21 protein-coding genes and 1 pseudogene are annotated in these 25,385 nt (G+C 46.3%); 19 read left to right on the top strand and 3 right to left on the bottom strand.

Features of this window, described 5'->3' with window-relative positions:
• Positions 1 to 8: 8 nt before the first annotated feature.
• On the bottom strand, positions 9 to 1,337 hold the full coding sequence (locus tag FIM25_RS03350; protein WP_139446274.1) for a homoserine dehydrogenase: 1,329 nt from the start codon (positions 1,335 to 1,337) through the stop codon (positions 9 to 11).
• A 259-nt stretch (positions 1,338 to 1,596) separates the two neighbouring features.
• Between FIM25_RS03350 and purM the strand changes: the two genes are divergently transcribed.
• From purM to FIM25_RS03380, 6 genes are all read left to right on the top strand, one after another.
• Positions 1,597 to 2,643, top strand: coding sequence for a phosphoribosylformylglycinamidine cyclo-ligase (gene purM / locus FIM25_RS03355; RefSeq protein ID WP_139446276.1), 1,047 nt, complete (start codon positions 1,597 to 1,599; stop codon positions 2,641 to 2,643).
• Positions 2,644 to 2,748: 105 nt separating this feature from the next.
• Positions 2,749 to 3,774 (top strand): tRNA (adenosine(37)-N6)-threonylcarbamoyltransferase complex transferase subunit TsaD, encoded by a 1,026-nt coding sequence (tsaD, locus tag FIM25_RS03360; RefSeq protein ID WP_139446279.1) that lies wholly within the window; start codon positions 2,749 to 2,751, stop codon positions 3,772 to 3,774.
• 197 nt (positions 3,775 to 3,971) lie between these two features.
• The gene (locus FIM25_RS03365) at positions 3,972 to 5,561 is read left to right on the top strand and encodes a hypothetical protein (protein WP_139446281.1); all 1,590 of its coding nucleotides are present in this window, start codon (positions 3,972 to 3,974) and stop codon (positions 5,559 to 5,561) included.
• Between the two features lie 384 nt (positions 5,562 to 5,945).
• A complete protein-coding gene (locus FIM25_RS03370; RefSeq protein ID WP_139446284.1) occupies positions 5,946 to 7,367 on the top strand; it encodes a UbiA family prenyltransferase in 1,422 nt (473 codons plus the stop codon).
• Complete coding sequence (locus FIM25_RS03375; RefSeq protein WP_139446287.1) at positions 7,364 to 8,680, top strand: FAD-binding oxidoreductase; 1,317 nt, start codon at positions 7,364 to 7,366, stop codon at positions 8,678 to 8,680. Before FIM25_RS03370 ends, FIM25_RS03375 begins: the two co-directional genes overlap by 4 nt.
• Positions 8,677 to 9,432, top strand: coding sequence for an SDR family oxidoreductase (locus FIM25_RS03380; protein ID WP_139446289.1), 756 nt, complete (start codon positions 8,677 to 8,679; stop codon positions 9,430 to 9,432). Before FIM25_RS03375 ends, FIM25_RS03380 begins: the two co-directional genes overlap by 4 nt.
• 633 nt (positions 9,433 to 10,065) lie before the next feature.
• Here FIM25_RS03380 and FIM25_RS03385 read toward each other — a convergent pair.
• Positions 10,066 to 10,998, bottom strand: a complete 933-nt coding sequence (locus tag FIM25_RS03385; RefSeq protein ID WP_246051985.1) for an alpha/beta fold hydrolase — start codon at positions 10,996 to 10,998, stop codon at positions 10,066 to 10,068.
• 111 nt (positions 10,999 to 11,109) lie between these two features.
• Here FIM25_RS03385 and FIM25_RS03390 point away from each other — a divergent pair, with 111 nt between their 5' ends.
• Entirely contained in the window at positions 11,110 to 11,475 is a 366-nt protein-coding gene (locus tag FIM25_RS03390) for a flagellar basal body rod C-terminal domain-containing protein (protein WP_139446291.1), read from the top strand.
• Here FIM25_RS03390 and FIM25_RS03395 read toward each other — a convergent pair.
• Positions 11,465 to 11,764, bottom strand: coding sequence for a hypothetical protein (locus FIM25_RS03395; protein WP_139446292.1), 300 nt, complete (start codon positions 11,762 to 11,764; stop codon positions 11,465 to 11,467). The two genes, FIM25_RS03390 and FIM25_RS03395, sit on opposite strands and share 11 nt — an antisense overlap.
• A gap of 170 nt (positions 11,765 to 11,934) precedes the next feature.
• Here FIM25_RS03395 and FIM25_RS03400 point away from each other — a divergent pair, with 170 nt between their 5' ends.
• From FIM25_RS03400 to FIM25_RS16990, 12 genes and pseudogenes are all read left to right on the top strand, one after another.
• Entirely contained in the window at positions 11,935 to 12,930 is a 996-nt protein-coding gene (locus tag FIM25_RS03400) for an IS701 family transposase (RefSeq protein ID WP_139446294.1), read from the top strand.
• A gap of 143 nt (positions 12,931 to 13,073) precedes the next feature.
• Positions 13,074 to 13,439: an ArsR/SmtB family transcription factor gene (locus FIM25_RS03405; RefSeq protein ID WP_139446297.1), complete on the top strand. Its 366-nt coding sequence runs from the start codon at positions 13,074 to 13,076 to the stop codon at positions 13,437 to 13,439.
• Between the two features lie 116 nt (positions 13,440 to 13,555).
• Positions 13,556 to 14,728, top strand: coding sequence for a permease (locus FIM25_RS03410; protein WP_139446299.1), 1,173 nt, complete (start codon positions 13,556 to 13,558; stop codon positions 14,726 to 14,728).
• 74 nt (positions 14,729 to 14,802) lie between these two features.
• Positions 14,803 to 15,033 (top strand): thioredoxin family protein, encoded by a 231-nt coding sequence (locus FIM25_RS03415; protein ID WP_139446301.1) that lies wholly within the window; start codon positions 14,803 to 14,805, stop codon positions 15,031 to 15,033.
• A 358-nt stretch (positions 15,034 to 15,391) separates the two neighbouring features.
• A complete protein-coding gene (mgtE, locus tag FIM25_RS03420; protein WP_139446303.1) occupies positions 15,392 to 16,771 on the top strand; it encodes a magnesium transporter in 1,380 nt (459 codons plus the stop codon).
• A gap of 117 nt (positions 16,772 to 16,888) precedes the next feature.
• Positions 16,889 to 17,326 carry an arsenate reductase ArsC gene (locus tag FIM25_RS03425; protein WP_139446305.1) on the top strand — a complete coding sequence of 146 codons (438 nt, stop codon included), beginning with the start codon at positions 16,889 to 16,891 and terminating at the stop codon, positions 17,324 to 17,326.
• 310 nt (positions 17,327 to 17,636) lie between these two features.
• The gene (locus FIM25_RS03430) at positions 17,637 to 18,302 is read left to right on the top strand and encodes a hypothetical protein (protein WP_139446309.1); all 666 of its coding nucleotides are present in this window, start codon (positions 17,637 to 17,639) and stop codon (positions 18,300 to 18,302) included.
• Positions 18,303 to 18,492: 190 nt separating this feature from the next.
• Positions 18,493 to 20,598, top strand: coding sequence for a serine hydrolase domain-containing protein (locus FIM25_RS03435; protein WP_179953124.1), 2,106 nt, complete (start codon positions 18,493 to 18,495; stop codon positions 20,596 to 20,598).
• Positions 20,599 to 20,848: 250 nt separating this feature from the next.
• A complete protein-coding gene (locus FIM25_RS03440) occupies positions 20,849 to 24,292 on the top strand; it encodes a hybrid sensor histidine kinase/response regulator (protein ID WP_139446315.1) in 3,444 nt (1,147 codons plus the stop codon).
• A 216-nt stretch (positions 24,293 to 24,508) separates the two neighbouring features.
• Entirely contained in the window at positions 24,509 to 24,835 is a 327-nt protein-coding gene (locus tag FIM25_RS03445) for a hypothetical protein (protein ID WP_139446318.1), read from the top strand.
• Entirely contained in the window at positions 24,813 to 25,055 is a 243-nt protein-coding gene (locus FIM25_RS03450) for a zinc-dependent metalloprotease (RefSeq protein ID WP_179953125.1), read from the top strand. Before FIM25_RS03445 ends, FIM25_RS03450 begins: the two co-directional genes overlap by 23 nt.
• A gap of 111 nt (positions 25,056 to 25,166) precedes the next feature.
• Positions 25,167 to 25,385: pseudogene (locus tag FIM25_RS16990) on the top strand (IS1634 family transposase); the annotation flags it as partial.

The following is a 25,385-nucleotide window of genomic DNA, read 5'->3' on the forward strand; positions in this document are numbered from 1 at the left end:
CAGCCACCTCAGGTATGGGCACAGCCGTTGGCCTGGGGATCTTCGATGCGTATAAGTACAGGATCGCAGCCTATTTCCGGCAGTTCACGGATCTCTTTCAGGGCTTTTCTCACATCCGCTTCTTTGGCCCGATGGGTCATGAAGACCAGAGGAACGGCATCGGAAGCATGCCTTTCTTTCTGATGAACACTCATGATGCTGATGCTGTATTTGGCCAGAATGCCGGAGACCCTGGAAAGAACACCGGGCTGGTCTGCGGCGGAAATTCTGAAATAGTAGTGGGTCTGGATTTCGGAGATGGGAAGGACAGGAATCTTTTTGATGTTTTTAGAAGGATAACCCAGTGCGGGGAGCCTGCCGCCATCTTCCCTTTTCATATCCCTTGCAATGTCGGCAAGGTCAGCGACTACGGCACTGGCCGTGGGCATCATGCCTGCTCCGTGTCCGTAAAGCATCATTTCACCGGTGCAGTCACCAAAGATGCTCAGGGCATTGACAGAACCACCCACCTGGGAAAGCAGGCAGTCCACAGGGATCATGGCAGGGTGTACCCTTGCCTCAATGCTGTCTCCGTGGTTTTTGGAAATGGCCAGAAGTTTGATACGGTAGCCGAACTGATCGGCATAAAGAATATCCAGAGGTTCAATGCGGGAGATACCTTCCACATATACACCTTCAAAATCGATCTCCATGCCGTAGGCAATGGCTGAAATGATGGCCAGTTTATGGGCCGCATCACAGCCTTCAATGTCAAGGGTTGGGTCGGCTTCGGCAAAACCCTTGATTTTTGCCTGGTCCAGGGCCTCTTCAAAGGAAAGGCCAAGGCGGGTTATCTCAGTCAGAATATAATTACAGGTGCCGTTGAGAATACCGGTCATGGCAAAGATGCGGTTGGCCACAAGGTTTTCTCTTAAGGTCTTGATGATGGGCATGCATCCGCCCACGCTGGCTTCATAGGCAATGGTCACGTTTTTTTGAAAAGCTTTGGCAAAAAGGGAGTTTCCTTCCAGGGCCAAAAGCTTTTTGTTGGCCGTGACCACATGTTTTCCCTGTTCCATGGCCTTTAGTATGGTGTCTTTGGCAAAACCCGTACCCCCAACCATTTCCACCACCACATCAATTTCAGGATCTTCCAGAATTTCAGATGCATCGGTGGTGAAGACACCTTCGGCAAAGGTGACGGAGCGGGTTCTTTTGGTGTCTGTGTCCGCAACTTTTTTGAGGACCATTTCCATGCCAAGGCGATCTTTGAGAATTTCCTGCTGATCCAGAAGGATACGGGCAACACCTTCGCCAACAGTGCCGCATCCGATCAGGCCGATTTGCATCCGTTTCATTCAAACTCCAGTGGGGTAAGAGGGAATCCGGTATTCATGGAAGATTTTCTGTACTCCGGACTTTCCGGGCGGTATGCAGCACCGGAAAAGCAGATCAGAAAACCCGGACATACTTAAGCACCTAACTACAATAGCTTAGGTATGAAAGTCAAAAATTGTTTTGACTTTCAAAGGTTGCAGGGGTAATTTTTAAAGGTTTTTATATTGATTGTCCGTTTTTTATACTTAAATGATCTTTCGTGTTACGATGAGGACCCCGATGAGCAAGCCCTTGACCTATGCGGATGCAGGTGTGGATATTGACAAGGCCAACAGTCTTGTGCAGACCATAAAAAAAATAGCCAATAATACCCCCCGTTCCGGTGTCATGGGAGAGATCGGCGGTTTTGGTGGCCTTTTCTCCCTGAATCTCAGCAATATCGAGCGTCCTGTGCTGGTAAGCTCCACCGATGGTGTGGGAACCAAACTGAAAATTGCCTTTATGACGGGCAGGCATGACACCATTGGTATTGACCTTGTGGCCATGTGTGTAAATGATATTCTGGTTCAGGGTGCAAAGCCTTTGTTTTTTCTTGATTATTTTTCCATAGGAAAGCTTGAGAACGATGTGGCATCTGCGGTGATTCAGGGGGTGGCCGAAGGGTGCCGTCAGGCACAGTGCGCCCTTATCGGAGGAGAAACCGCAGAAATGCCGGGCCTCTATGCAGAAGGTGAGTATGATCTGGCAGGTTTTTCCGTTGGTATTGTGGACAATGAAAAAATCATTGACGGATCTTCCATACGGGGCGGACACCAGCTGGTGGGCATTGCCTCCAGCGGACTGCATTCCAATGGTTTTTCTCTGGTGCGTAAAATCTGTTTTGATACGCTGGGACTTAAAGCTGACAGTTTTGTTGAAAGTCTGAAGGGTACCATCGGAGATATTCTTTTAACTCCCACCAGAATATATGTGGATTCAGTCCTTTCCCTTATAAAAGATCAGCCGGTTCATGGACTTTCCCATATTACGGGTGGAGGAATTACGGAAAATATAGTGCGGGTGCTGCCCCAGGCCTGCAAGGTGCGTATCCGTAAAGGAAGTTGGGATATTCCTCCGGTTTTCACCTTCCTTCAGGAAGCAGGCAATGTTGAGCTCCATGAAATGCACCGGACCTTCAATATGGGCATCGGCATGGTGGTCATTGTGCCGGAAAAGGCAGCGGCGGATGTGATGGACCGCCTGCGTATTCTCGGAGAGCAGGCTTTTGTCATTGGTGATGTGGTGGAACGCAGCGGCGATGAACCCCAGGTGATGTGGATGGATTAGGTTTTTGTTTTCTATCTTGTATGACCGGATCAGCCCCTTTGAAGGAGTTTGTCCGGTCTTTTTTGTTTTTAGCCTGAATGTTTTGTCAGTATATGAGGTGAAAGAATGCGTATTCTGGGTATAGAGTCTTCCTGCGATGAAACCGCAGCAGCCGTTGTGGAAGACGGGGTGAAAATTCTGTCATCGGAGGTGGCATCCCAGGTGGATATTCACCACCGTTACGGAGGGGTGGTGCCGGAACTGGCATCCCGCCATCATGTGGAAGCCATATGTCCCATGGTGACGGCGGCCCTTAGCTCCTGTGGAATGGAGGCAGGGGATCTGGATGCCGTTGCCGTCACCCAGGGACCGGGGCTGGTGGGGGCCCTTCTGGTGGGGTTCGGATTTGCAAGGGCCTATGCCTTCGGTCTGAACATTCCCTGTGTGGGAGTTCATCACTTGCTGGGCCATATCCATTCCGTTTTTCTGGAACCGGAAAAAAATCCTCCGGTTTATCCCTTTGTGGCCCTGGTGGTTTCCGGAGGGCATACTGGGCTTTACCATGTTCCCGATGCCCTGACCCTGAGACTTCTGGGGCAGACAAGGGATGATGCAGCAGGGGAAGCCTATGATAAGATAGCCAAAATCATGGGGCTGGGTTACCCCGGAGGACCGATTATTGATGGTATGGCTGTAGAGGGAAATTGTAATTCTATTTTTTTCCCCAGGGCTTTTCTGGATAAAGATGGAATGGATTTCAGTTTCAGTGGGCTGAAATCCGCAGTGGCACGTTTTCTGTCCGAAGACGGAGGCAAAACGGCCAAAGCGGATATTGCCGCAGCTTTTCAGGATGCTGTGGTGGATGTGCTTGTATCCAAGGCTTTTTTGGCTGTGGAAAAGATTGCGTGCAGGGATCTGGCCATTGTTGGCGGGGTGGCGGCTAATCGTGGGCTGAAGAAGAAGGCATCTCAGGAGGCGGATATACGGGGTGTACGCCTCCATATGCCTTCTCCCTTTCTCTGCGGAGATAATGCCGCCATGATAGCCGCTGCCGGATACCATTACCTTCAGGCAGGAAAAGTTCTCGGGCTGGATGCCGATGTTTTCTCAAGGGCCACGGATCCCGGTCGTGTGGCTGTGCGGCACAGGTAGGGCAGGTCGTTTAAAAAAGCTTGAAATTATTTCCGCTTATTATAGAATGGCTGCATAACTATTCTAAAATACAATATAAGGGTGGAAATATTTTCAATGTTGTTGACGGCCAAAGCCATTGGTCGTTTTGTTTGACAGTTGAGTTTACTCAAGTGTATACAAAACAGAAACAAAAATCATATTGAAAGTAAAGTATAGTGACAGACATAAAATCAAGTATAGGATTCCACATCGTTTCTATTATGACTCTTCTGCTGATAGCGGTTTTTCTTATCCAAGCACTTACACCATACGGAAGCGCCACCTCTCCTGATTCAATTTCTTACCTTGATATCGGATCCAATCTTAGTAACGGTAAGGGATTAGTTACGACAAACTTAGCTTTTGATACCGCTGGAACCAGTAGCTATTCGCCCCAGCGACTATGGCCGCCTGCGTACCCTGCTTTGCTGTCATGCTTTATAAAAAATTCATTTGATGTGGAACGTGTCCGATTTTTATCTGTAATATTGCTTTTCTTTTCAGGTACTATTAGTCTGTTGATTCTTCGCACAGCTCAGATTGATTGGCTTATATCATTGTTATTTGCTGTGTTAACAATGCTTACTCTTCCAATGGTGCTGATTTACACCTACATATGGAGTGAAACGCTATTTGTTCCAATTCTTTTGGGTATGGTATTGGTAATTTTTAAATATCTTCGCTTGCCTAGTGATAAGGTGTTGCAAAAATCGATTTTTATTGGGCTATTTGTTGCATTAGGTTTTACGTTAGTCTTAACAAGATATATAGGCGTGGCAATGATTTTGTTGTTTCCACTTATCTATGCCCTAAGTAGCAAGGATCATTTTGATCGTATCATAATCTTTTGTGGTTTATTGGTGTACACTTTGTTCGTAGTGCTATTTCTTGCTGACAACTATCGAGTTACAGAAAATATTTCAGGCGGTACTCGTTCTCCATCCTCGCTCGGCCTAGAAGATAACTTAATTCATATGACCGAAGCATTTATGACCATTTTGCCAACTTCTTTGATAAGTATTGTTCTCGGAATCATATTGGCCTGCATAGTTATCTTTGGAATTGTGGCTACAAAGGGCTCATGGGCCGGAGAGAGTCAACCAGACATAGCACTTCGCCTAAAGTATGCTTTAGTTTTAATTTCAGTTACAATGTTATATCTGGTTGCTTTGCTGGCAATGAGAACGCATAGTTCATTTGACCAAATCGACGTCCGGCTGATTGCGCCAGCAGTTCCAATAATAGTTTTAATGTTAGCGTTTTTTCCTGTTATGGTCACCTCAAGGGTGGCCTCATTATCAATAGGCTTAGTCTCGCTTTCATTATTATCTATGCTGGCTCTACAAGGTTTGAATGGTGTTACAAGTGCTATCATTAATTGGGAAGAATCTGGATCTCCAGCATTACCGATGAGAGGAAATATTACATTTAATAATTTCACTGCAGGCAATCAAGAAAGGGCAGCAGTGGAATTAATACGTTCACTTGTTGAGACTGAAGGATACCTTTTTATTGAACGCCCTTTAATCTGGAGATTCCTAACTCGACGAGATACTTTTTCGAGACCGTCAATTTTGGATACTAAAATGATTGATCGTCTCAACGGAATGCCAAATGGCTCGATTATCATTACTTCTCTGGCTGAAGCACAAAGAATATACTCAATGATTGAAGCAGTTGGGTTGCAAATGGAAATAGTTAATTTAGGCGATGTTGTAGGTATCCGGCTACCATTTTCCGATAAGGGGCAAATTATAGATTTATAGCCTCAGTACCAGGTTAATTTGTATGCCTACAACGCTTTATGAACTCAATGGTATAGTCCCGGTCAAATAACTTGATGCTAATAATTAAGATAAAGAGTTTATATTTCAATGCCTTTCACCTAAAAAGAAGTATCAGGTCATGTGGCCGGAACTATAAGATATTGCAACAAATGAAAGTATGGCTTGTATCGTGAAATAAAAAGTTGGAATTAATGGTTAGCTTTATGATTCAAAATCCTATTGCGAGGGAAAATCCAGAAATAAACGATGTATCATCGGAAGGATCAGCCCCGAGTCCTGTCCCCCGATTTACAAACTTGAATACGTTGAGCGCATGGCAGCCAAAGGTACTCCCGTTACATAAAACCGGACAGGTCAAATAAGATGGTGTCACCTCTGGTTGTGGATCTGGATGGTACCCTGATTCGGACCGATCTTCTTTTTGAGTCTGCACTGCGCTTTATACGAACGGGACCCTTGCGTATTTTTCTGCTTTTTTACTGGTTGTTTCAGGGAAAGGCCTTTCTGAAACAGCGCCTTGCGGAAGCGGTGAATCCCTTGCCGGAGCTTTTGCCCTATGATCAGCGTGTGCTTGACTACATTGAAGGTGAGCGTGCAGCAGGTCGAAGAATTATTCTGGCAACGGCCAGTCACTCCCTCTATGCCCATGCCGTTGCTGAATATTTGGGTTTATTTGATGAGGTCATGGCTACAGAAGGGAAGTGCAATCTTTCAGCAAAGACCAAAAGGGATGCTCTGATTGAAGCCTTTGGCGAAAAAGGTTTTGATTATATGGGCAATGCCCATGGAGATATTCCCGTATGGGTTGCAGCAGAAAAGGCTGTGGTTGTGAATCCTTCTCCCGGCCTTACGGCCCGGGCAGAAAAAACAGGGAATGTGGTTCTGGTATTAAAAAAAGAGGCTTCATTTTTTTCTGTCTGGCCGAAGGCCCTGCGCCTTCACCAGTGGGTTAAAAATTTTCTGATTTTTGTTCCCCTTCTGGCCAGCCACAGAATGCTGGAACCGGGCCTTTTCCTTCAGGCTTTACTGGCATTTTTTTGTTTCGGCCTCTGCGCATCCAGCGTTTATCTTCTCAATGACATGCTGGATCTGGAAGAAGACCGGAGACACCCTTCCAAGCGCATGCGACCCTTTGCTTCGGGGGCACTGTCCCTTTCCATGGGTTTTGCTGTTTTTCCTCTTCTGCTGCTTATTTCCTTTTTGCTTTCCTTTCTGTTTCTGCCGATAGCTTTTCTTTTTGCCCTTGTCGCTTATTACAGCCTTACCCTTGCCTACTCCTTTGGACTTAAGCGCCTTGTGCTTGTGGATGTTTTTACCCTTGCCCTTCTTTATACCCTGAGGCTTGTGGCGGGAGCTTTGAGCGTGGATGTTGCCCTGACCTTCTGGATACTGGCCTTTTCCATGTTCATATTTTTAAGCCTTGCCCTGGTGAAGCGCTATGCGGAGCTGCACCTGAATCTTGAAAACAATGGAGGAGGAAAGCCTCTTGGCAGAGGCTATCATACTGAAGACATGGGACTTCTCCTTGTCATGGGTGTGGTTGCAGGCTACCTCTGCGTGCTGGTACTGGCCCTTTATATTCAGGATGAGGCCACAAGTAAGCTTTATGCCAGACCTGAATGGATATGGTCTGCCTGCATATTGCTTCTTTTCTGGATAAGCCGTATCTGGCTTCTTTCCCACAGGGGAGAAATGCATGATGATCCGGTTGTTTTTGCCGTCAGAGATAAAATCAGCCTTGCTGTCGGATTCTTACTCGGACTCATATTCTGGATGGCCCTATGAAAACAGAGCATTTATATTCATGGGGTTTTTTTCCCCCCTTTGCCCAGACGCCACACCCTGTTTTCTGGCGAAAAGATTTAAATGATACCATGGCAAAGCTCGTCAGGGATCACGGTTCCACACTGGCCTTTGGCAATGGCTTGAGCTACGGTGATTCCTGTCTTGCCCTGAGTGATCAGGTGCTGCATCTTCGTCATCTTAAAAGGTTTATTTTTGCAGACTGGGAAAGGGGAGTTCTTCGTGCGGAAGCAGGAGTGAGCCTTGAAGAGGTACTTGCCTTAAGTATCCCCAACGGCTGGTTTCTTCCCGTAACTCCCGGAACCCGCTATGTCACCCTGGGAGGTGCCCTTGCCAATGACGTCCATGGAAAAAACCACCATGTCGGCGGAACCTTTGGCTGTCATGTGATAAGGTTCTGCCTGCTCCGCTCCGATGGCTCAGAGCTTATATGCTCGGCGGATGAGAATGCAGCGCTTTTCAGGGCCACCATCGGAGGGCTTGGTCTCACCGGCATCATTCTATGGGTGGAGTTTTCTCTCCTTGCCATTGCCTCGACGGATATGGATATTTTAAATGTGCGTTTTGGCGGACTGGATGATTTTTTTGCCCTTTCCTCAGAACTTGACCCTGTACATGAATATACGGTTTCATGGATAGACTGCCTTGCAAAGGGAAGAAATCTTGGCAGGGGTATTTTTATGGCAGGGAATCACGCCAAAGAAGGCCCCCTTTTGCCGGATACCGGAGCAAGGCCTGGCATTCCCTTTACCTTTCCTTTTTCTGCGGTGAACAACCTCACTTTACCCTGGATGAACAAGCTTTATTACCAGATGGCTTCGCCGGGCAGAAAATATATAAGCCAGTCCTATGCACCCTTTTTCTATCCGCTGGACAGTATTGATGGCTGGAACCGATGTTACGGGAAAAAGGGATTTCAGCAGTATCAGTGTGTGATCCCGGAAAAGGAGGCGGAACATGGTATCCGTAAACTGCTGGCCATGATATCTGGTTCAGCTACTGGTTCTTTTCTGGCTGTTCTCAAGCGATGTGGCAATATTCCATCTCCAGGTCTTATGTCCTTTCCCCTTCCCGGCATTACCCTTGCTCTGGATTTTCCAAGAAGAGACCTTAATGACGACCTGTTTAAAAAGATGGATGCACTGGTGCGTGAAACCGGCGGCAGGCTGTATCCGGCCAAGGATGCTGTGATGTCTGCTTCTGATTTTAAACATTTTTATCCCCAGTGGGAAGAGTTGGAAGCCCTCAGGGATTCTGGYTTGTGTTCCCGTTTCTGGAAAAGGKTGATTTCATGAAAAATATTTTGATCATTGGTGCTTATTCTGCAATTGCTTCTGCCACAGCCCGGATGTGGGCTGAGAAAAAAGCCCGTTTTTTTCTGGTGGGAAGGGATGGGGAAAAACTGAAGCAGACAGGAGAGGATCTGGCTGCAAGGGGAGCCACAAGCTTTTATACCCATACCATGGATGTCAATGATACGGATGCCCATGCTCTGATGCTGGAAAAGGCTTTTTTTGAGCTTGGTCAGGTGGATCTGGTTTTGCTGGCCCACGGTACACTGCCTGATCAGCTGGCCTGCGAGGGTGATGTTAAGGTCACCATGGAGGCTTTAGCCACTAACGGGATGAGTACCCTGAGCCTGCTTACGGCCATTTCGCCCATGATGGAAAAACAGGGCAGTGGTTGCATGGCGGTAATTTCTTCGGTGGCTGCCCTCAGGGGAAGGCCTTCCAACTACGTATATGGCTCGGCTAAGGCATTGGTGGAAACCTTTTGTGAAGGTCTGCGGGCAAGGCTTTTTCAATCCGGAGTGCATCTGCTTCTTATTCGTCCGGGCTTTGTGGACACACCCATGACAAAGGATTTGTCCCTGCCGGGGTTGCTGCTTGTAACACCGGAAAGGGTGGCAAAGGATATTATCCGTGCTGTGGACAATAAAAAAGAGACCATTTTCACCCCATGGTTCTGGCGCTGGATTATGTTGATTATCCGGAGTATCCCGTCACCTCTTTTTAAAAGGTTTAGGAGTTACGCAGTTGAATTTTAACATACTGATTTTTATGGACACCAATATTGCATTGCATCAAAGGGTTCGTGTAAAATCAGATACTTGAAAAGCAACTGCGTAACTCCTAAGGTTGAAGCTTTGAGAAAAAAATGGGTTAATGGTAGTGCATTTAACATCCCATTTTTGTAACTTCTCAATAAGTGCAGGCGATAATTAAATCAAGTGGTTACGGTCTTAGTTTTTTGAACCAAAGCAATTATAATGCCAACGACGCTGCCAATAATTTCAAATATTTATTTTTAGCATACAACATGCATAAGATGCATTTGGCTGATTTTACTTTGATAATCCATGCCTTTAAATCATTGTAAATATAGTTTGTTTTTTTGTTCCTGCACTTATTGAGAAGTTACCCATTTTTTCATAATTTCAAGTTTTTTTATTTTTTGGATGATTGAGTCTTGGAAATTTTTTAGGCCTTTTTTTATGCTCACGAGGCTCTATTCGATCGGGTCTGTACTCTATAACTCGATGTTCAAGTTTTTTATAATCCGCTGATTTTATTACATGCAAAACAACGAGGCGCAAGTGTTGTTTCCTTTAAAATCAATATGTTAGACATGGTTGCTGTTTGCTGAGTTCCCTGAATAATCGGAAAACTTGAACATCGAGTTATAGATTCTTCCGGAAGTTCAGGTAGTCCTCAGCACTCTGCTCCGGTGCTTCCAGCATGGGGAGGTGTCCGATACCTTCCATGAGAATAAGGCTGGACTTAGGCAAAAGACCGTGGAGTATTTCTGCATTCCCCGGATGAAGTACTTTATCCTCGCTGCCCCATACGATGAGGGTGGGCGTTTCAAGTCCTGATATTTTTTCTCTGACATTGCTGCTGAGAATATCTTTAAAAATCCTTTTTTCCAGAGTGGCATTTTCCATGCGTTCTCTGGCAATGACCCGCAGAAAAGCTTTTGGTGTATAGGGTGCTTTTTCCATGACAAGGGAGGGAAGGCTGAAAATATCTTCTTCCTTTTCAATAATCAGTGGGTTTTTCTCATTATTATCCGCCACCATTGTTTCCCATGCGTTTGCGGTGGGACCGTCCCAGAGACCTCCGGGATTTAAAAGCCAGAGGCTTTCCACCTGATCCGGATACATGGAAGCATAAACCATGGCAATCTGCCCGCCCATTGAGCTGCCGCCCATATGCATGCTGGTGATTCCAAGGCCTTCTGCCATTTGATGCAGTCTTTTGGCCTGTTCTTCAGGGGTATAGGAGGCGCCTTCCGGTCTGGCGGATTCTCCAAAGCCCGTATGGTCCGGTATGATGACCCTGTAGTGGGGAGTTAAAAAACGGGCCATTCTTGTAAAATTATCCTTGTCAGCTCCGAAACCATGGAGAAGTATAAGGGGTTCTCCCTGTCCTCCTTCCAGATAAACGTAGTGCAGGTCTCTTCCGAAATGGATTTCTTTTCGGATGAGGCCGGATTTTTTTCGTTCAGAATCCAGAGCAAAAGCAAAGCTTTTTTCTGGGAAAAACTGAACCATTCCAAAGGGAATGGCTGCAAGGACGAGCAGAATACCAATGATGATTCCGGCTGTTTTCAAGGGAAAACTCCATTTTGTTAAATTGTTTCGGGAGCGTATTGACCTGATACTTTTGGATGCGTATCATAAAAAAAGAATGAAAGATTCAGTATTTTATAAAAGGAGAATGCCATGCTGCCATCCATAGGTGTCGGAGCCACTGCCATGAGAGCCATTGGAACCCGTTTTTCTGCCACGGCCCACAATGTTGCCAATGTGAATACAGATGGTTTTCGTCCACAGAATGCTGTGCTTGTGGAAGGCCCCAGGGGTGCCGGTCCTGAGGTTCATGTGACTCCCAAAAATGCTTTTCCCCCAGAGCAGACCGCTGTGCAGGGTGTGGAGGGCAGGGCAGAGCCTCCTGTGCTTCCCTCTGAAACCGATCTTGCCAGAGAAACTGTCCATTCCATCAAAGACAGCAGGGGCTATGCCGCCAATGCAAGGCAAATAAGTGTGAGTGATGAGATGATGGGCAGCCTTCTTTCCATCAGGGAATAATTTTTTCACTCCTGCGGTTTTCCATGCGCCCTGTCTGTTGGGAGATGGACCTGTAATCATAATAGTCCGTTGTGCCTCCGCCCCGTGTGTTTCCACCGGGGCGGTTTGTGTTTCTCTGCCAGGTGGGGTGATTCTGTTTTTTCTGCTCCCGTATTTCATAGCCGGGATAATTATGTCTGTTGCCCGGTGGTGTCCAGTCCGGGTTGGGATGCCTTGGGATGTTTTGGGCAAAAAGGAGTCCGGGGAGTAAGAAAAGACAGATTCCCAGTATTATTCCTTTAAATTTCATTTTTGCCTCCTTTTTTTGTCAGTTTTAATCTGTCCGGCTGATTCGAAAAAGACAGCCTTTTTATAAAAAAGCCTTCGCATTCTCTTTTTTTCGGCAGATTAGATTTTTTCTTTATCTTTAGGAGTTACGCAGTTGATGTTTTTACCGGTTCCATTTAAGGTTTAAAGATTATGAATCCACCAAAATTTTCTGAATATGATTACATGGCTTTTTTGACAGCAAGTCCCAAAATTTTTACCTGCACAGAGGTTGAGAGAGTTTTACAGGAGCAAAAAAATGCTCCTGCGCATGATTCCATCAATCGACTTCTTCACAGGCTTACGCCTTCAGCATCGGCTCTTCGTAATGAAGCAATTCAGCACGTTATTTTGAAAAAGGGTGTGCTGGTTCTTGACGACTCAACACTGGACAAACTGTACGCTCAACATATTGAGCTGGTATCCAGGCATTGGTCAGGAAAGCACCACGCCGTTGTAAAAGGCATTAATTTGATTACGCTTTTATGGACGGACGGTGATCGTATCATCCCCTGTGATTATAGGATTTATAATAAAGAACAGGATGGTAAAACTAAAAATGATCACTTCTCCGATATGCTTTTAAAAGCTAAAAATCAAGGATTTGAGCCATCATACGTTTTATTTGACAGTTGGTATTCCGGTCTTGAGAATCTCAAAGTGATTCGAAAATATGGATGGTATTGGCTGACCCGGCTCAAATCCAACCGCCTGGTGAATCCTGACGGTAAAACCAATGTGCCTGTTTCATCTGTACACGCCACTGAAACAGGAAAAGTGGTTCACCTTAAAGGGTTCGGTTTTATTAAGCTTTTTGGGATTACAGGCAAAGATGGAACAATTGAATACTGGGCAACAAACCATCTTGATATGGATGATCTTAAGCGACTTCAACTGTCTGAATTTTCATGGAAAATCGAAGAGTATCATCGTAACCTTAAACAGTTCTGTGGAGTGGAACGCTCTCATGTAAGAGCTGCCAAAGCTCAAAGAAATCATATCGGACTTGCAATAAGGACATTCTTGCGTTTTTCGGTCTTCAGTTTCAAGACAGGCCTCAGCTGTTTTGAACTCAAATACAGAATTATCAGGGATGCTGTCAGGAAATATATGGAGCACCCAGCTTGGACTTTTGAGGCAACTGCGTAACTCCTACATTTATTTCCAAATTACAAAGAAGGTTCTGCCTGCAGGGACAAACCCTGAACCTGCCCGGGTACAAAAAAATTTTTATCTTGACATGCTCAAGCCAGAAGCACATATTGCCATATGTCGATATGGAGGATATAAAAATGAAACATCTGATCAAAGTTATGAAAGCCCTTTCCGATCCAGGAAGACTGAAAATTTTAAAAGCGCTGGAAAAACGCAACCTCTGTGTCTGTGAGCTTCAGGAAGTCATGGGCCTTGCCCAGTCCACGGTCAGCAAACATTTAAAAATTCTGGAAGAAGCGGGCCTTGTCCATTGGGAAAAAGAAGGCCCCTGGGTGAACTATGCCCTGGACAAAGAAACGGATAATCCCTATGCCGCAGAAATGCTTGCCAAAGTAAAAAACTGGCTGGAAGACGATGCCGCTGTTTCAGAAATGCAGCTTCTCCTCCCGGAAATACACAGGGACCGCATCCGCAAATCTGTTTCTGACCGGGCGGCATCCTGAAGGTTTTACTGCAAATCGCAAAATGAGATGCATCACACCAGACTTAATTTTTTAAATGAATCACCTGCCCGCCAGATGACGGACAGCATCTTCCATCCGTTACAAAGGAAAAAACCATGCAGGAAAGAAGCAAACTTTTATGGATCACAGGGCTTTTTATTGCCGCATATTTCATCCCCTGGGATCATGAAATCATGCGGAGATCCGGCCTGGAAGCCTTTCTCATGCTTCAGGACTATGCAAGGGAGCATGTGCTAACCTGCCTGATCCCTGCCTTTTTCATCGCAGGAGGGATCTCCGTCTTTGTATCCCAAGCAGCTGTGCTCAAGTATTTCGGCGCTCAGGCCAAAAAAATCCTTGCCTATTCCGTGGCCTCCGTGTCCGGCTCCATCCTTGCCGTATGTTCCTGCACCGTACTCCCCCTCTTTGCAGGCATCTATACCCGCGGGGCAGGCATTGGACCTGCGACTGCCTTTCTCTACTCCGGTCCTGCCATCAATGTGCTGGCCATTGTGCTCACAGCAAGGGTTCTGGGCTGGCAGATGGGCCTTGCACGGGCCATTGCTGCCATTCTCTTTGCCCTTGTCATTGGTCTCATGATGGCATTTATTTTCAGAAAGGACGATGCCGCCCGCACCGCAGGCCAGCTCCACCTTCCCGATGAAGAGGATACGGGCCGCAGCCTCTGGCAAGATGGCGGTTTCATGCTGGTTATGGTATTGATCCTTCTGTCTGCCACCCTGGCACCGCCTGCTGCGGGAAGCACAGGGGTTTTTGCCCTTTTATTCAGCATTAAGTGGTACCTTGTCGTGGGTCTCCTGGGGATTCTCGCATGGATGCTCAAGGCCTGGTTCATTCAGGAAGAAAGAAAGGCATGGGTGGAATCCACCTGGGACTATGTGAAACTCATTGCCCCCCTTCTTGCCATTGGTGTACTGGCTGCTGGCTTTTTCCTCGGCCGCCCCGGTCATCCCGCCCTGATACCCGAATCATGGATAGCAGGACTTGTGGGCGGTAACTCCTTTGGGGCCAACCTTTTTGCAGCCCTTGCCGGTGGCCTGATGTATTTTGCCACCCTAACGGAGATCCCAATTCTGCAGGGCCTCATGGGTTCAGGCATGGGAGAAGGTCCGGCACTGGCCCTTCTTCTGGCAGGTCCTGCCATCTCCCTTCCCAATATGCTGGTGGTTTCCGGTGTACTGGGAGTTAAAAAAACAGCGGTTTTCAGCCTGCTGGTCATTGTCATGTCCACGGCGGCTGGTATGTTCTATGGTAGTTTTTTCGTGTAAAAAAACTCAGCGGGAAACTGCCGGAAAATGATCCGGCCAGACCCCGCCCCAATCCTGAAAAAGGAGAGGCAAAGATGGAAATCAAGGTTCTGGGTCCAGGGTGCGCCAAATGCACACAGGCGGAAAAAATTGTAAGAGAAGCCGTAGCGGAAGCAGGTGTTGACGCTTCCATTGAAAAGGTATCCGATCTCCTCAAAATTGCAGGATATGGAGTTTTCGGAACCCCCGCCGTTATCATTGACGGAGATGTGAAAATGGTTGGCAAGGTACCCAAAAAAGAGGAGGTGTTGGGCTGGCTCCAATGAAAAAAAAGGGGAAGGAAGTATTGCTTTAAGATCTTCCTCCCTCCTTTCCCCCTCACATACCCTATCTGCAAAAAGCAGAAAATATTCTTGACCTGAATAGCCCCCTGTGTTAATCAGGCCCGGTTTTTTAAGGGCTTTTTTCCAGCCCGTCAATTATCAACCTGAAAATGGAGACCCTTAACAGCAATGGACGAAGGCAGTAGTTGCTCCACAACATTCCGCTTTCACAAAAGGCCCCTGGCCATATCAGTACGTCTGCGTGCTGAAAGGACGGCAGTTCTCCTGACAGGCTCCTAGCCCTCTCACGGTTCACTCCGCCGCCCTTTCCCATGTGCGGCGTATCTTTTTGAGGTGAACCATGAAAAAGCTCCATATTTTCCCCACCATTCAGACCTTCATCAGCAGCAACAATGAGAGAGAACTGGTCCGCTTCTGCACCAGACAGCACCCTGCCGACCTGGCAGCGGCCCTCGAAGAAGCCTTAGCTCAGGACATTCACTTTCTCATGGCCCGGCTTGATCCGGGAACGGCATCAAAAATCCTTTCCCACATGACAGCTGAACTGCAGTCCAAAGTGGTGATTGTGCTGTCCGATGAGATACTGAGCGCTATTATCCAGGCAATGTATGCCGATGACCGGGTGGATCTCATCCGCAACATTCCCGACATCCGTAAAGACAGGCTGCTGCACATGCTTGCCAAGGCGGAAAGGCAGGATATCCTTAAGCTGGAATCCTATGCAGAGGGCACGGCTGGTGCCATCATGACATCGGATTATGCTGCCCTCCCTGCCGATATCACCGTAAGGGAAGCACTGGAAAAGCTGCGGCTGGAAGCACCGGACAAGGAAACCATCTATTACGCCTATATCATCAACAAAAACCGCAGCCTCATTGGTTCCGTATCCCTGAGGGAACTGATTCTCGCCCGTCCGGAAACAAAGCTGCAGGATATCATGCAGCTGGATCCCATCCGGGCAAAGGTAGAAGAGGATCAGGAAGAGGTTGCAAGAAAAATCCTTAAGTATGATCTTCTGGCCATCCCCGTGACCAATGGCAACGAGGTGCTGGTGGGTATCATCACCCACGATGACGTGGCCGATGTACTGCAGGAAGAAGCCACGGAAGACTTTCACCGTTTTGGTGCCATGAGCCACAAGGTATCTGACCTCAATCTCAATATCCGGGATGCCGGTTTTTTCTCCATGCTGAGAAAACGTCTTCCATGGCTGCTGGTACTGGTCTTCATGAATATCTTCTCCGGTGCAGGGATTGCAGCCTTTGAGGACACCATTGCAGCAGTTGTTGCACTTGTTTTCTTCCTTCCCCTGCTCATAGACAGCGGCGGCAATGCAGGATCTCAGTCTGCAACCCTTATGGTGCGGGCTCTGGCTGTGGGGGATGTAAAGCTTGGGGACTGGCTTAAGCTGCTTAAAAAAGAAGTAGGCGTTGCCATAGGCATCGGCCTTTGCATGGGCCTTGCAGTATCCATGATAGGCATTTTCCGGGCAGGCCCGGATGTGGCTGTGGTGGTAGCCATGACCATGGTACTCACCGTACTCTTCGGCAGCCTTGTGGGAATGAGCCTGCCCTTCCTTCTCACCCGCTTTGGCCTGGATCCAGCCACGGCCAGTGCACCACTCATCACATCCATTGCAGATATAGGCGGCGTTCTGATATATTTCAGCATCGCAAGCTGGTATCTGAGAGATATCATAGCCGCTGCCGGAGCTGCATGAACAGGCCCTGTGGATGAAAACAGGACAAAATCAGACTGCTCATCCTTTCCTAACATTGGATCTTTAAAATGGCAGCGCCTAAGAAGGCTTGCAATAACTTCATCAAGGAGACTCCCCATGTCCGATCACAAGCGTTTCGTTATTTTTCTCTGTAATGGCAACACCATCCGCAGCCAGATGGCCGAAGGCCTGCTCAATCATATGGGCGGCGACCGTTTTACGGCTGTGAGTGCGGGTGTTGAACCCGGTGAAAAGGTGCATCCCATGGCCATTGCCGTTCTTGCGGAAGAAGGCATTGACATCAGCCATCACAAACCCAAAGCCATAGGAACCTATCTGGGAAAGGAAGCCATCCTCCATATGATTACCGTATGCGACAAGGCCCAGCAAACCTGCCCCAGGATCTGGCCGGGACTTTCCGAGGGCAACCGTCACCACTGGATGCTTGATAATCCTTCCGCCACTGAGGGCAGTGAGGAGGAAAAACTCGCTGCCTTCAGAAGGGTGAGGGATGATCTCAAGGGAAAAATTCAAGCCTGGCTTAAAGAAGTATAAAATCCATTGGATTCAGAGGTCACAACACAAAAAGCCGCATCCTTTCATTTTTAAGGATCGGCTTTTTACTCTTTCTTAAATACCTTCCAGAATCAGCCGCAAAGCAGGGGGGCCTGAACAGGTATTTCCTCCTCCCTCCATATTTCGGACACACTGCGATCGATCAATCAAAAATCCGCACCAGCTCAACTTTACAAGTTTCCCTGAGTCTAAAAATCTGTTTCACAGCGAAGAGAAAAGGGATAAAAATCTTTATCTTGAAAAAATAACGAGTATGGAGTTTACTAAAGGAAACATTCAAGGAGGAATTATGAAAAAATTATTCTCGGTAGTGGCTTTCTGTATCCTGTGTCTTCCCTTTGCTGTATCTGCCCAGATATATCAAGGACAGCTTACAGGCTCCGTTGAAGGTTCTTTTCTTGCCAAGGTGGATGGAGATCAGATCCGGCTTCTCATGTGGGACAATAATAAAAAAACTGGCGCAGGAGCCATTGCGGACCTAAACCTGCAAGGAGGCTTTAGTAAAATCAGCCAGGCGGATGTGCGTTTTTCAGGAACTGTGGGCCAGGACAAGATCACAGTGACAATTATAAACAGTGATGACCTTACGGTGGAAGCAACAGCAAATGCTGTGCCATCTGAAGATCTTAGCAGGTTTACCGGAAGGAATTATTCCTTCAGCGATATTGAGTTTCAGGTAGGAAAAACGACACCCGGAGTGATGGATGGAGAATTCACCCACTTCTTTGGCGGTAAAAAAGATAAACTGCACGGTCTTCTTGGCAGTGACGGTCTTTTTATTGCAATGGGAGCTGATGGAATAATTATTGTCCGGGGATATTTTAATTCTGCCGGCGTTTCCGGAGACTGGGTGGATTCCCGTAAGCCTGAGTCAAACAATGGCAGCTTTTCTTCTCATGCCTCAAGCAGTTCCAGTTCCAGTTCCAGTGGCTGTTTTCTGGGTAATCTTAAGTAACTCTACAAGAAGACAAATTCCCGGAAATCAGATCCCAAAGAAAGCTTCACGGTAATCTTGTGGCAGGATCATCGGTATTCAAAAGAATTTTGAGAGGGGAAAGGCAACGGTCATTATATTTGAGGTATTGCCGATCTGGCCGTTGATCTCGCCCTGCAGGATTCCCACCAACTGCATGAAAGGAAAAGCCATGGTATTTAAAGGAAAAAACACTTCCACCTTTTTCCTGCCGATACTGGCTGCTCTCTTCTTCTGTTTTTTCATCCTTTCCTCCTGCAAAAACAACAGTTCTCCACAAGCTGAAAAGTATCTGGCACTGGCCGCATCAGAGCAGGCCGTGGAAAAAGCCATGGAAACGGATGAAGATGCGGCATTTTCCATGGCTCTGGTTTCCGACGGAAAAATCCTCTGGACTCTTTCCAGAGGAATGACAGATCCAAAAAACAAAAAACCTGTGGACCATAACACCCTCTTTGCCATTGGCTCTTTGAGCAAGGTGCTTACTGCTGCTGCCATCATGACGCTTGCAGACAAGAATCTCCTTGATCCGGGAGCGGCAGTGAGCAACTATCTGCCTGATTTTGTAATGGCTTCGCCTGAATATAATGATATCACAGTGAATATGCTTCTCGACCACTCATCAGGCCTTGCAGGCTCCCATTATATGGGCAGTTTTACTGATATCCCATGGCCGACTTACCGATCTGCCGCCTATGAAAGTATAAAGAAAAGCCGCTTGAAACATGAACCGGGATATCTGCATGTTTACTGCAATGATGGTTTCACCCTGGCCGAGCTTGTTGTAGAAGCAGTCACTGGCATGGCTTTTACAGAATATATGAAAAAAGAACTTCTTGACCCTCTGGGTATGAAAAGAAGCCGTTTTGCCCTTAAGACTTTTCCCGAAGGCAGCTATGCAGCTTCTGTTGTAAATGGCAATCTCCTTCCCATGGAAAATGCCAATCTCTATGGAGCCGGAGGTCTTTATTCCACTGTTACTGATTTAAGCCTCTTTGCTTCCATGATTGCAGACAGAGGGCTTGTGAACAAAAAAAACTTTCTTTCTTCCGATGCCATGAAAATGATGGAAGAGAATCGGACAAAGAATTCCTTCAGGGTTGTGGATACTGATACTATGGCCTTTGGCCTTGGATGGGACAATGTGAACCACCCCGCTACTGGCAGTCTTGGTATCCGGGCTTTGACTAAAAACGGAGCCACTGCTTCCTATAATTCTGAATTCTGGGTACTGCCTGAAGAGAAACTGGGGCTGACGATTCTGTCCGTGAACGCCTCTAACAGTAATCTTTCCTCCATGGCTGAAAAAATTATCCTCAATGCCCTTGTTGACAAAGGCAGCCTTTCAGGTCTCCCTGAAAACATGGAGCAGGCTGAAAGACAAGCCTCACTGCCCCATGAAGGCTATATGGAGGCCATATCCGGTCATTATGCCAGCAACGAGGATTTGTTCAGAGTCAGAGAGCTTTCAGAAGACAGCATAGGCATTGAGATCCGTGGGGAAAGCGAATGGCAAATCAGGTTTGAAAAGCTTCGTTATAATAAAGATGGCTGGTTTATTTCTGATGATGAAGGCACACCTGCATTCAGGTTTGAGGAGAAAGATGCCAGACGCTACATGGTGTTGAAAGATTATGCTGGCCATTACTTCACTGAAATACCTCTGGCGCAGCAGCTTAAAAAAGGTCTCAGCACACCTGAAACCTGGCAGAAGAGGGCTGGAAGCATCTGGCTGGCTGCGGATGAACCAGCAAATTCCTTTTTCTTTTATATCAAAGCATCTCCCATGTATATGGTGGAAATTCCGGAAGAACTGCCCGGCTATGTTTTTATACGCGATGATGAAACATGGCAGCCTCTTATGCCGGATCAGGCGGGGCACAGAGCAGATATGAGCCTTAAAATTCCCATGGCTATGGGCAGAGACCTTTCTGATCTTGAAATTGAACTTAAAAATGGTGAAGAATGGTTCAGATATGCTGGCAGCCTTTATAGACCTCTGGATTCCATTGCTACCCTTTCAAAGGGAGGGCAGGATACTTTTCGCACGGAAGAAGAAGGAATAACCTTCTGGATTCGTCTGACAACAGGCCCTGAGGAAGGCCTTCTTTCCATTGAGCTTGCTGACAGGGGCCGATGGCGGCTTTTTGATCAAAATTTTGAGCAGCAGGACATGGGAAATCATTCAAAAGATATTCTCCTTGCCCCCGGCAGCGGGACCTATTTTCTAGGTTTTTATGCTGACCCGGGGGAAATCATAACCCTGCGCCTACGATGAACCTCCCCATGACTAAAGACGCGGAGTTATGAAAACAATGAATTTATCTTTTAGTGTCTCTGGCCTGGTGGCTGTATGGGACAGGGGGAGAGCTTAAAAGGATCTGCTCATAATAATCAGACAATTTTTAACATAGCAGCCAAGTTTCAGAATATTACTAAGAAATTTAATTGTTTTAGAATTTTAACAACTAAGGGGCTGGTGCAAATACCCGTTCCTACATGGTTTTGAAATTCAAAAAAGGTATAATATGACTTTAAAGCCTTCTTATGAAGAACTGGAAAGAAAGTTGCATGAACTGGAAAAAAATGCATCTGAGCATAAATATGCTAAAGAAATATTGAATGTTTATGAAAAAGCTTTTCTTGGGTATCAGTCACTGGATGAGAATGGCCGCTATATTGCTGTCAATCAAATCTGGCTGGATACCCTTGGGTACACAATAGAAGAAGTTATTGGGAAATCCTTTACTGATTTTCTGCATCCGGACTGGCGGGCTAATTTTACAGAAAACTTTTCACGGTTTAAGTCCATGGGGGAAGTTTTAGGGGCTGAATTCAAATTAATAAAAAAAAACGGGGAATATATTCAGGTTTCTCTAACAGGGAACATACTCAGGGATGAAAAGGGGAATTTTCTGCAAACCCACTGTATTTTCCATGATATTACTCAGCACAGGCTGGCGGAGGATGCACTGAGGGAAAAATCTCTTTTTCTTCATAACATTATTGACAGCATCTCTGATCTTGTTGCTGTTACCGACATGGAAGGTAACTATTTATTTATAGGATCTTCCAACAGAATCCTTGGATATGAGCCAGACTTCCTTATCGGAAAAAATATCATGGAACTTGTCCATCCCCATGATCACCAGAAAATTGCAACTGCTTTCAAAAGTTTTCTGGTCAACAGGGAGGATGGCCGAATCGTTAAGTACAGGTACCGTAAGTCAGATGGAGAGTACATCTGGCTTGAGACTATGGGAAAGTTTATTCTTGATGATTCTGGCAACCCAAAGAATATTTTATTCACATCAAGGGATTTTACAGCACGCAAAATAGCAGAAGAAGAATTAAAACGAATTGAATGGATGCTGTCCAGAAAACCGCTTTTAAACATCTGTGGCCAGATGGAAATTAATGATCAAGGGTATGGTGATCTTACCGAATTGAATAATAATGGTATCATACTGAAGTCCATCGGCCATGAACGCCTGAAAAGCTTTACCAATGATTACCTGGAATTACTCGGGACTTCTTCAGCTGTTTATGAGTTAAACGGCGATTATGCCTTTGGTATCTTTGCTTCTGGCTGGTGCCGTATGATGGATATGGCCTCGCGGAGGCTTTGCAATACCACTGACAATGTTGAAGCGCTCAACTCCGGGCAGTGGTTGTGCCATGAATCCTGCTGGACGAACTGCTCCAAAGAGGTCATTGCCAGACGTAATCCTGTAGATATCGAGTGCAATGGCGGCATTCGATTGTACGCTGTGCCTGTTTTTGCTGGTGGTAATGTAATTGGCGTGATCAACTTCGGGTACGGAGATCCACCAAAAGATCCTGAAAAACTCAAAGTGCTGGCTGATCTATATCATCTCAACCATAAAGATCTTCTCTATGAAGCAATGGCATATGATTCCCGTCCTCCCTATATTATTGAGATGGCAAAGAATCGACTTAAAAGTACAGCCAAACTTATCGGTTCAATGGTTGAGACGAAACAGGCTATGGAAGCCCTTAGGGACAGTGAGGAAAAACACAGGCGTCTGTTCGAAACCATGGCTCAAGGAGTTATTTATCAGGCAGCCGACGGAACAATCATTTCAGCTAATCCAGCTGCGGAAAGGATTCTTGGTCTCTCTTTCAAACAAATGCAGGGTAAGACATCCACGGACCAGCGCTGGAAAATGATCAATGCAGATGGCATAGATATTGATGACACAAAACATCCTACCATTATCGCCCTTAGTACCGGAGAGACAGTAGGACCAGTGATCCGGGGTATATTTCTTCCGGAAAAAAACTCTTATGTCTGGCTTTCCATAACTGCCATTCCCCTGTTTGAAAAGGGAGAAACAAAACCCTTTCAGGCTTATGCTACTTTCGAGGATATAACAGAACGCAAGCAGGCTGAAGAAGAGATTGCCAAGCGTGAATTAACATTAAATAAAATATTTGACGTTCTGCCAATTGGATTATGGTTTGCTGACAAAAACGGTAAGCTGCTCAGGGGTAATCCCGCTGGAATAAAAATATGGGGTGCTGAACCTACAGTTCCCATTGAAAAATACGGCGTATTCAAGGCCCGCCGTTTACCATCGGGAGAAGAAATTTTACCGGAAGACTGGGCTCTGGCCCACACCATTAAAAAAGGGTCAACCATTAAAGATGAGCTTCTGGAAATTGATGCCTTTGACGGTCAGAAAAAAATCATCCTGAATTATACAGCCCCTGTGGTTAATGATCGTGGAGAGATGCTCGGGGCTGTTATTGTTAATAATGACATCACCGATCATAAACGGGCCGAAGAACAACGGGAAAAACTTCAGGCCGAACTCAATCAGGCCCAGAAAATTGAATCTGTGGGTCGGCTGGCAGGCGGGGTGGCCCATGATTTCAATAATATGCTGGGGGTGATTCTGGGACATACAGAACTCGCACTGATGCGGGCAGATGAAAAGCATGATCTGTATGACAATCTTATTGAAATTGAGAAAGCTGCAAAACGTTCGGCGGATATTACAAAGCAGCTTCTGGCTTTTGCCAGAAAAGAGATCATCTCTCCCCAAAAGCTTGATTTAAACGATACCGTTGAAAAGATGCTGAACATGCTTCGAAGGCTCATTGGCGAAGATATCGACCTTACCTGGAAATCAGCCAGCCACCTGTTACCAGTAAAAATGGACCCGTCACAAATTGATCAGCTACTTGTCAATCTCTGCATCAATGCCAGAGATGCCATTGCTGGAGTGGGCAAGCTTACCATAGAAACCGGTATACAAACCTTTGACAAAGAATATTGCAAAGGGCATTTTGGCTTTATCCCCGGTGATTTCGTAATGCTGGCCGTTAGTGACAACGGCTGTGGAATGGACAAAAAAACGCTGGAAAATCTATTTGAGCCCTTTTTTACCACAAAAGAAGTGGGGCAAGGAACCGGACTGGGGCTTGCGACAGTTTACGGTATTGTTAAGCAGAACAGCGGGTTTATAAATGTATACAGCGAGCCAGGCCAAGGTTCCACCTTCAGAATATATCTGCCAAAGCATGATGAATATGAGTCTGTTATTTCATCTGAAACGGAGAAACAAAAAACTGTTGGAGGCTCAGAAACCATTTTGCTGGTTGAAGATGAGCCTATGATTTTAGACATGACAAAAAACATGCTTCAACTGGTGGGATACACTGTACTGGCATCTTCTTTGCCGAGTGAGGCAATAAAGATGGCAAAGGGTTTCACTGGTACAATACATTTACTTATAAGCGATGTAGTCATGCCAGAGATGAATGGGGCTGAACTGTCAAGTCAGATCAGGGAAATTTGTCCTGACATCCATCTTTTGTTCATGTCCGGGTACACTGCAAACGTGATTAGCCATCACGGGGTTCTGGATGAAGGCGTTGAATTTATTCAAAAACCCTTTACAATAACGGATCTGACAATGAAAATACGAAAAATACTCAGCTCTTGACCCTTACTTAGCTTTAGTTGTCGGAGTAACATCTCAGACTCTACATCTTAGTACAGAAAGTGAATTTATGCCATTCCAATGAAAGGCCAGAAAGGCTAAATAAAAAACATCGTTTTATAAACCGGACGCTTTTCAGGAGGCTCATGTATCTCTGTTTTTGCCATCCCTGGTAAAGCCTCTGACCATCAAAGCCGGGAACAAACTCAAGGGGGTAAAATGAAAAAGAAACCAACTGAATACAGGCCGATCAACGGTCAGCAAAAAAAATATACCTGCCACCTGCTTCTTCTCCTCATGCTGCCCTTCCTTCTCATCCTTCCCTCCTGCAGCAGCAACGGAGCCAAACCTGCAGATCCCGATGTAAAGGTTTCCCTTCGTGCCATTGAAAGGGACGGCGAAGCAGGCATTGCCATTTCAAAGGATGCCCTGAACCGGGAATTTCTCTTTCAGGGTAACAGGGTTATTCTGGCTGGCATCCGATGCCACAGACGATATGTTTCTCAGGGCTGCCCAGGCGGAAATGCAGGAAACCATCACCCATGAGGTGGGCCACACCATGGGCCTGCGCCACAACTTTGCCGGAAATCTTCAGGCGGATTTAGATCACCATGACAGGGAAAAGCTGTATCAGCTCTTTCTGGACCAGGGGGCCTATTATTCCGTCATCCCCACCACCAACATCATGGACTACAACCTGCACTATGAGTCTGCACTGAACTCACGGCGTTACAATCCTGAAAATCGGATAAAGCGTACATTCTAAGCCCAAAAAGCAAGAAAAAAGCACGGTTTAGTTGAAAAACCGTGCTTTTTTCTTGCTTTTTTTACGTGTGCGCATTATAGCTATGCGTACACTTTAAAGAAGGATTTACGCATGGCTAAACCAATAACAGGAAAAACTCACATCGGTGAACGACGTGAAAAGCGTGCGAATGGAGATATTTATATCTATGAAAGGGTTACGGCCTACGATGAAAAGGCCAAAAAGACCTATACGGTAAGCCAGAAGCTCAAGGGCAAAATCAAGTAAGGAACACAAGAAGTAGTAGTGACTCGTCCCAAAAAAACAAAGGCGAAGGAGGTATTGCCGATG

Origin of the sequence: Desulfobotulus mexicanus (assembly GCF_006175995.1) — a bacterium.
Lineage (GTDB): Bacteria > Desulfobacterota > Desulfobacteria > Desulfobacterales > ASO4-4 > Desulfobotulus > Desulfobotulus mexicanus.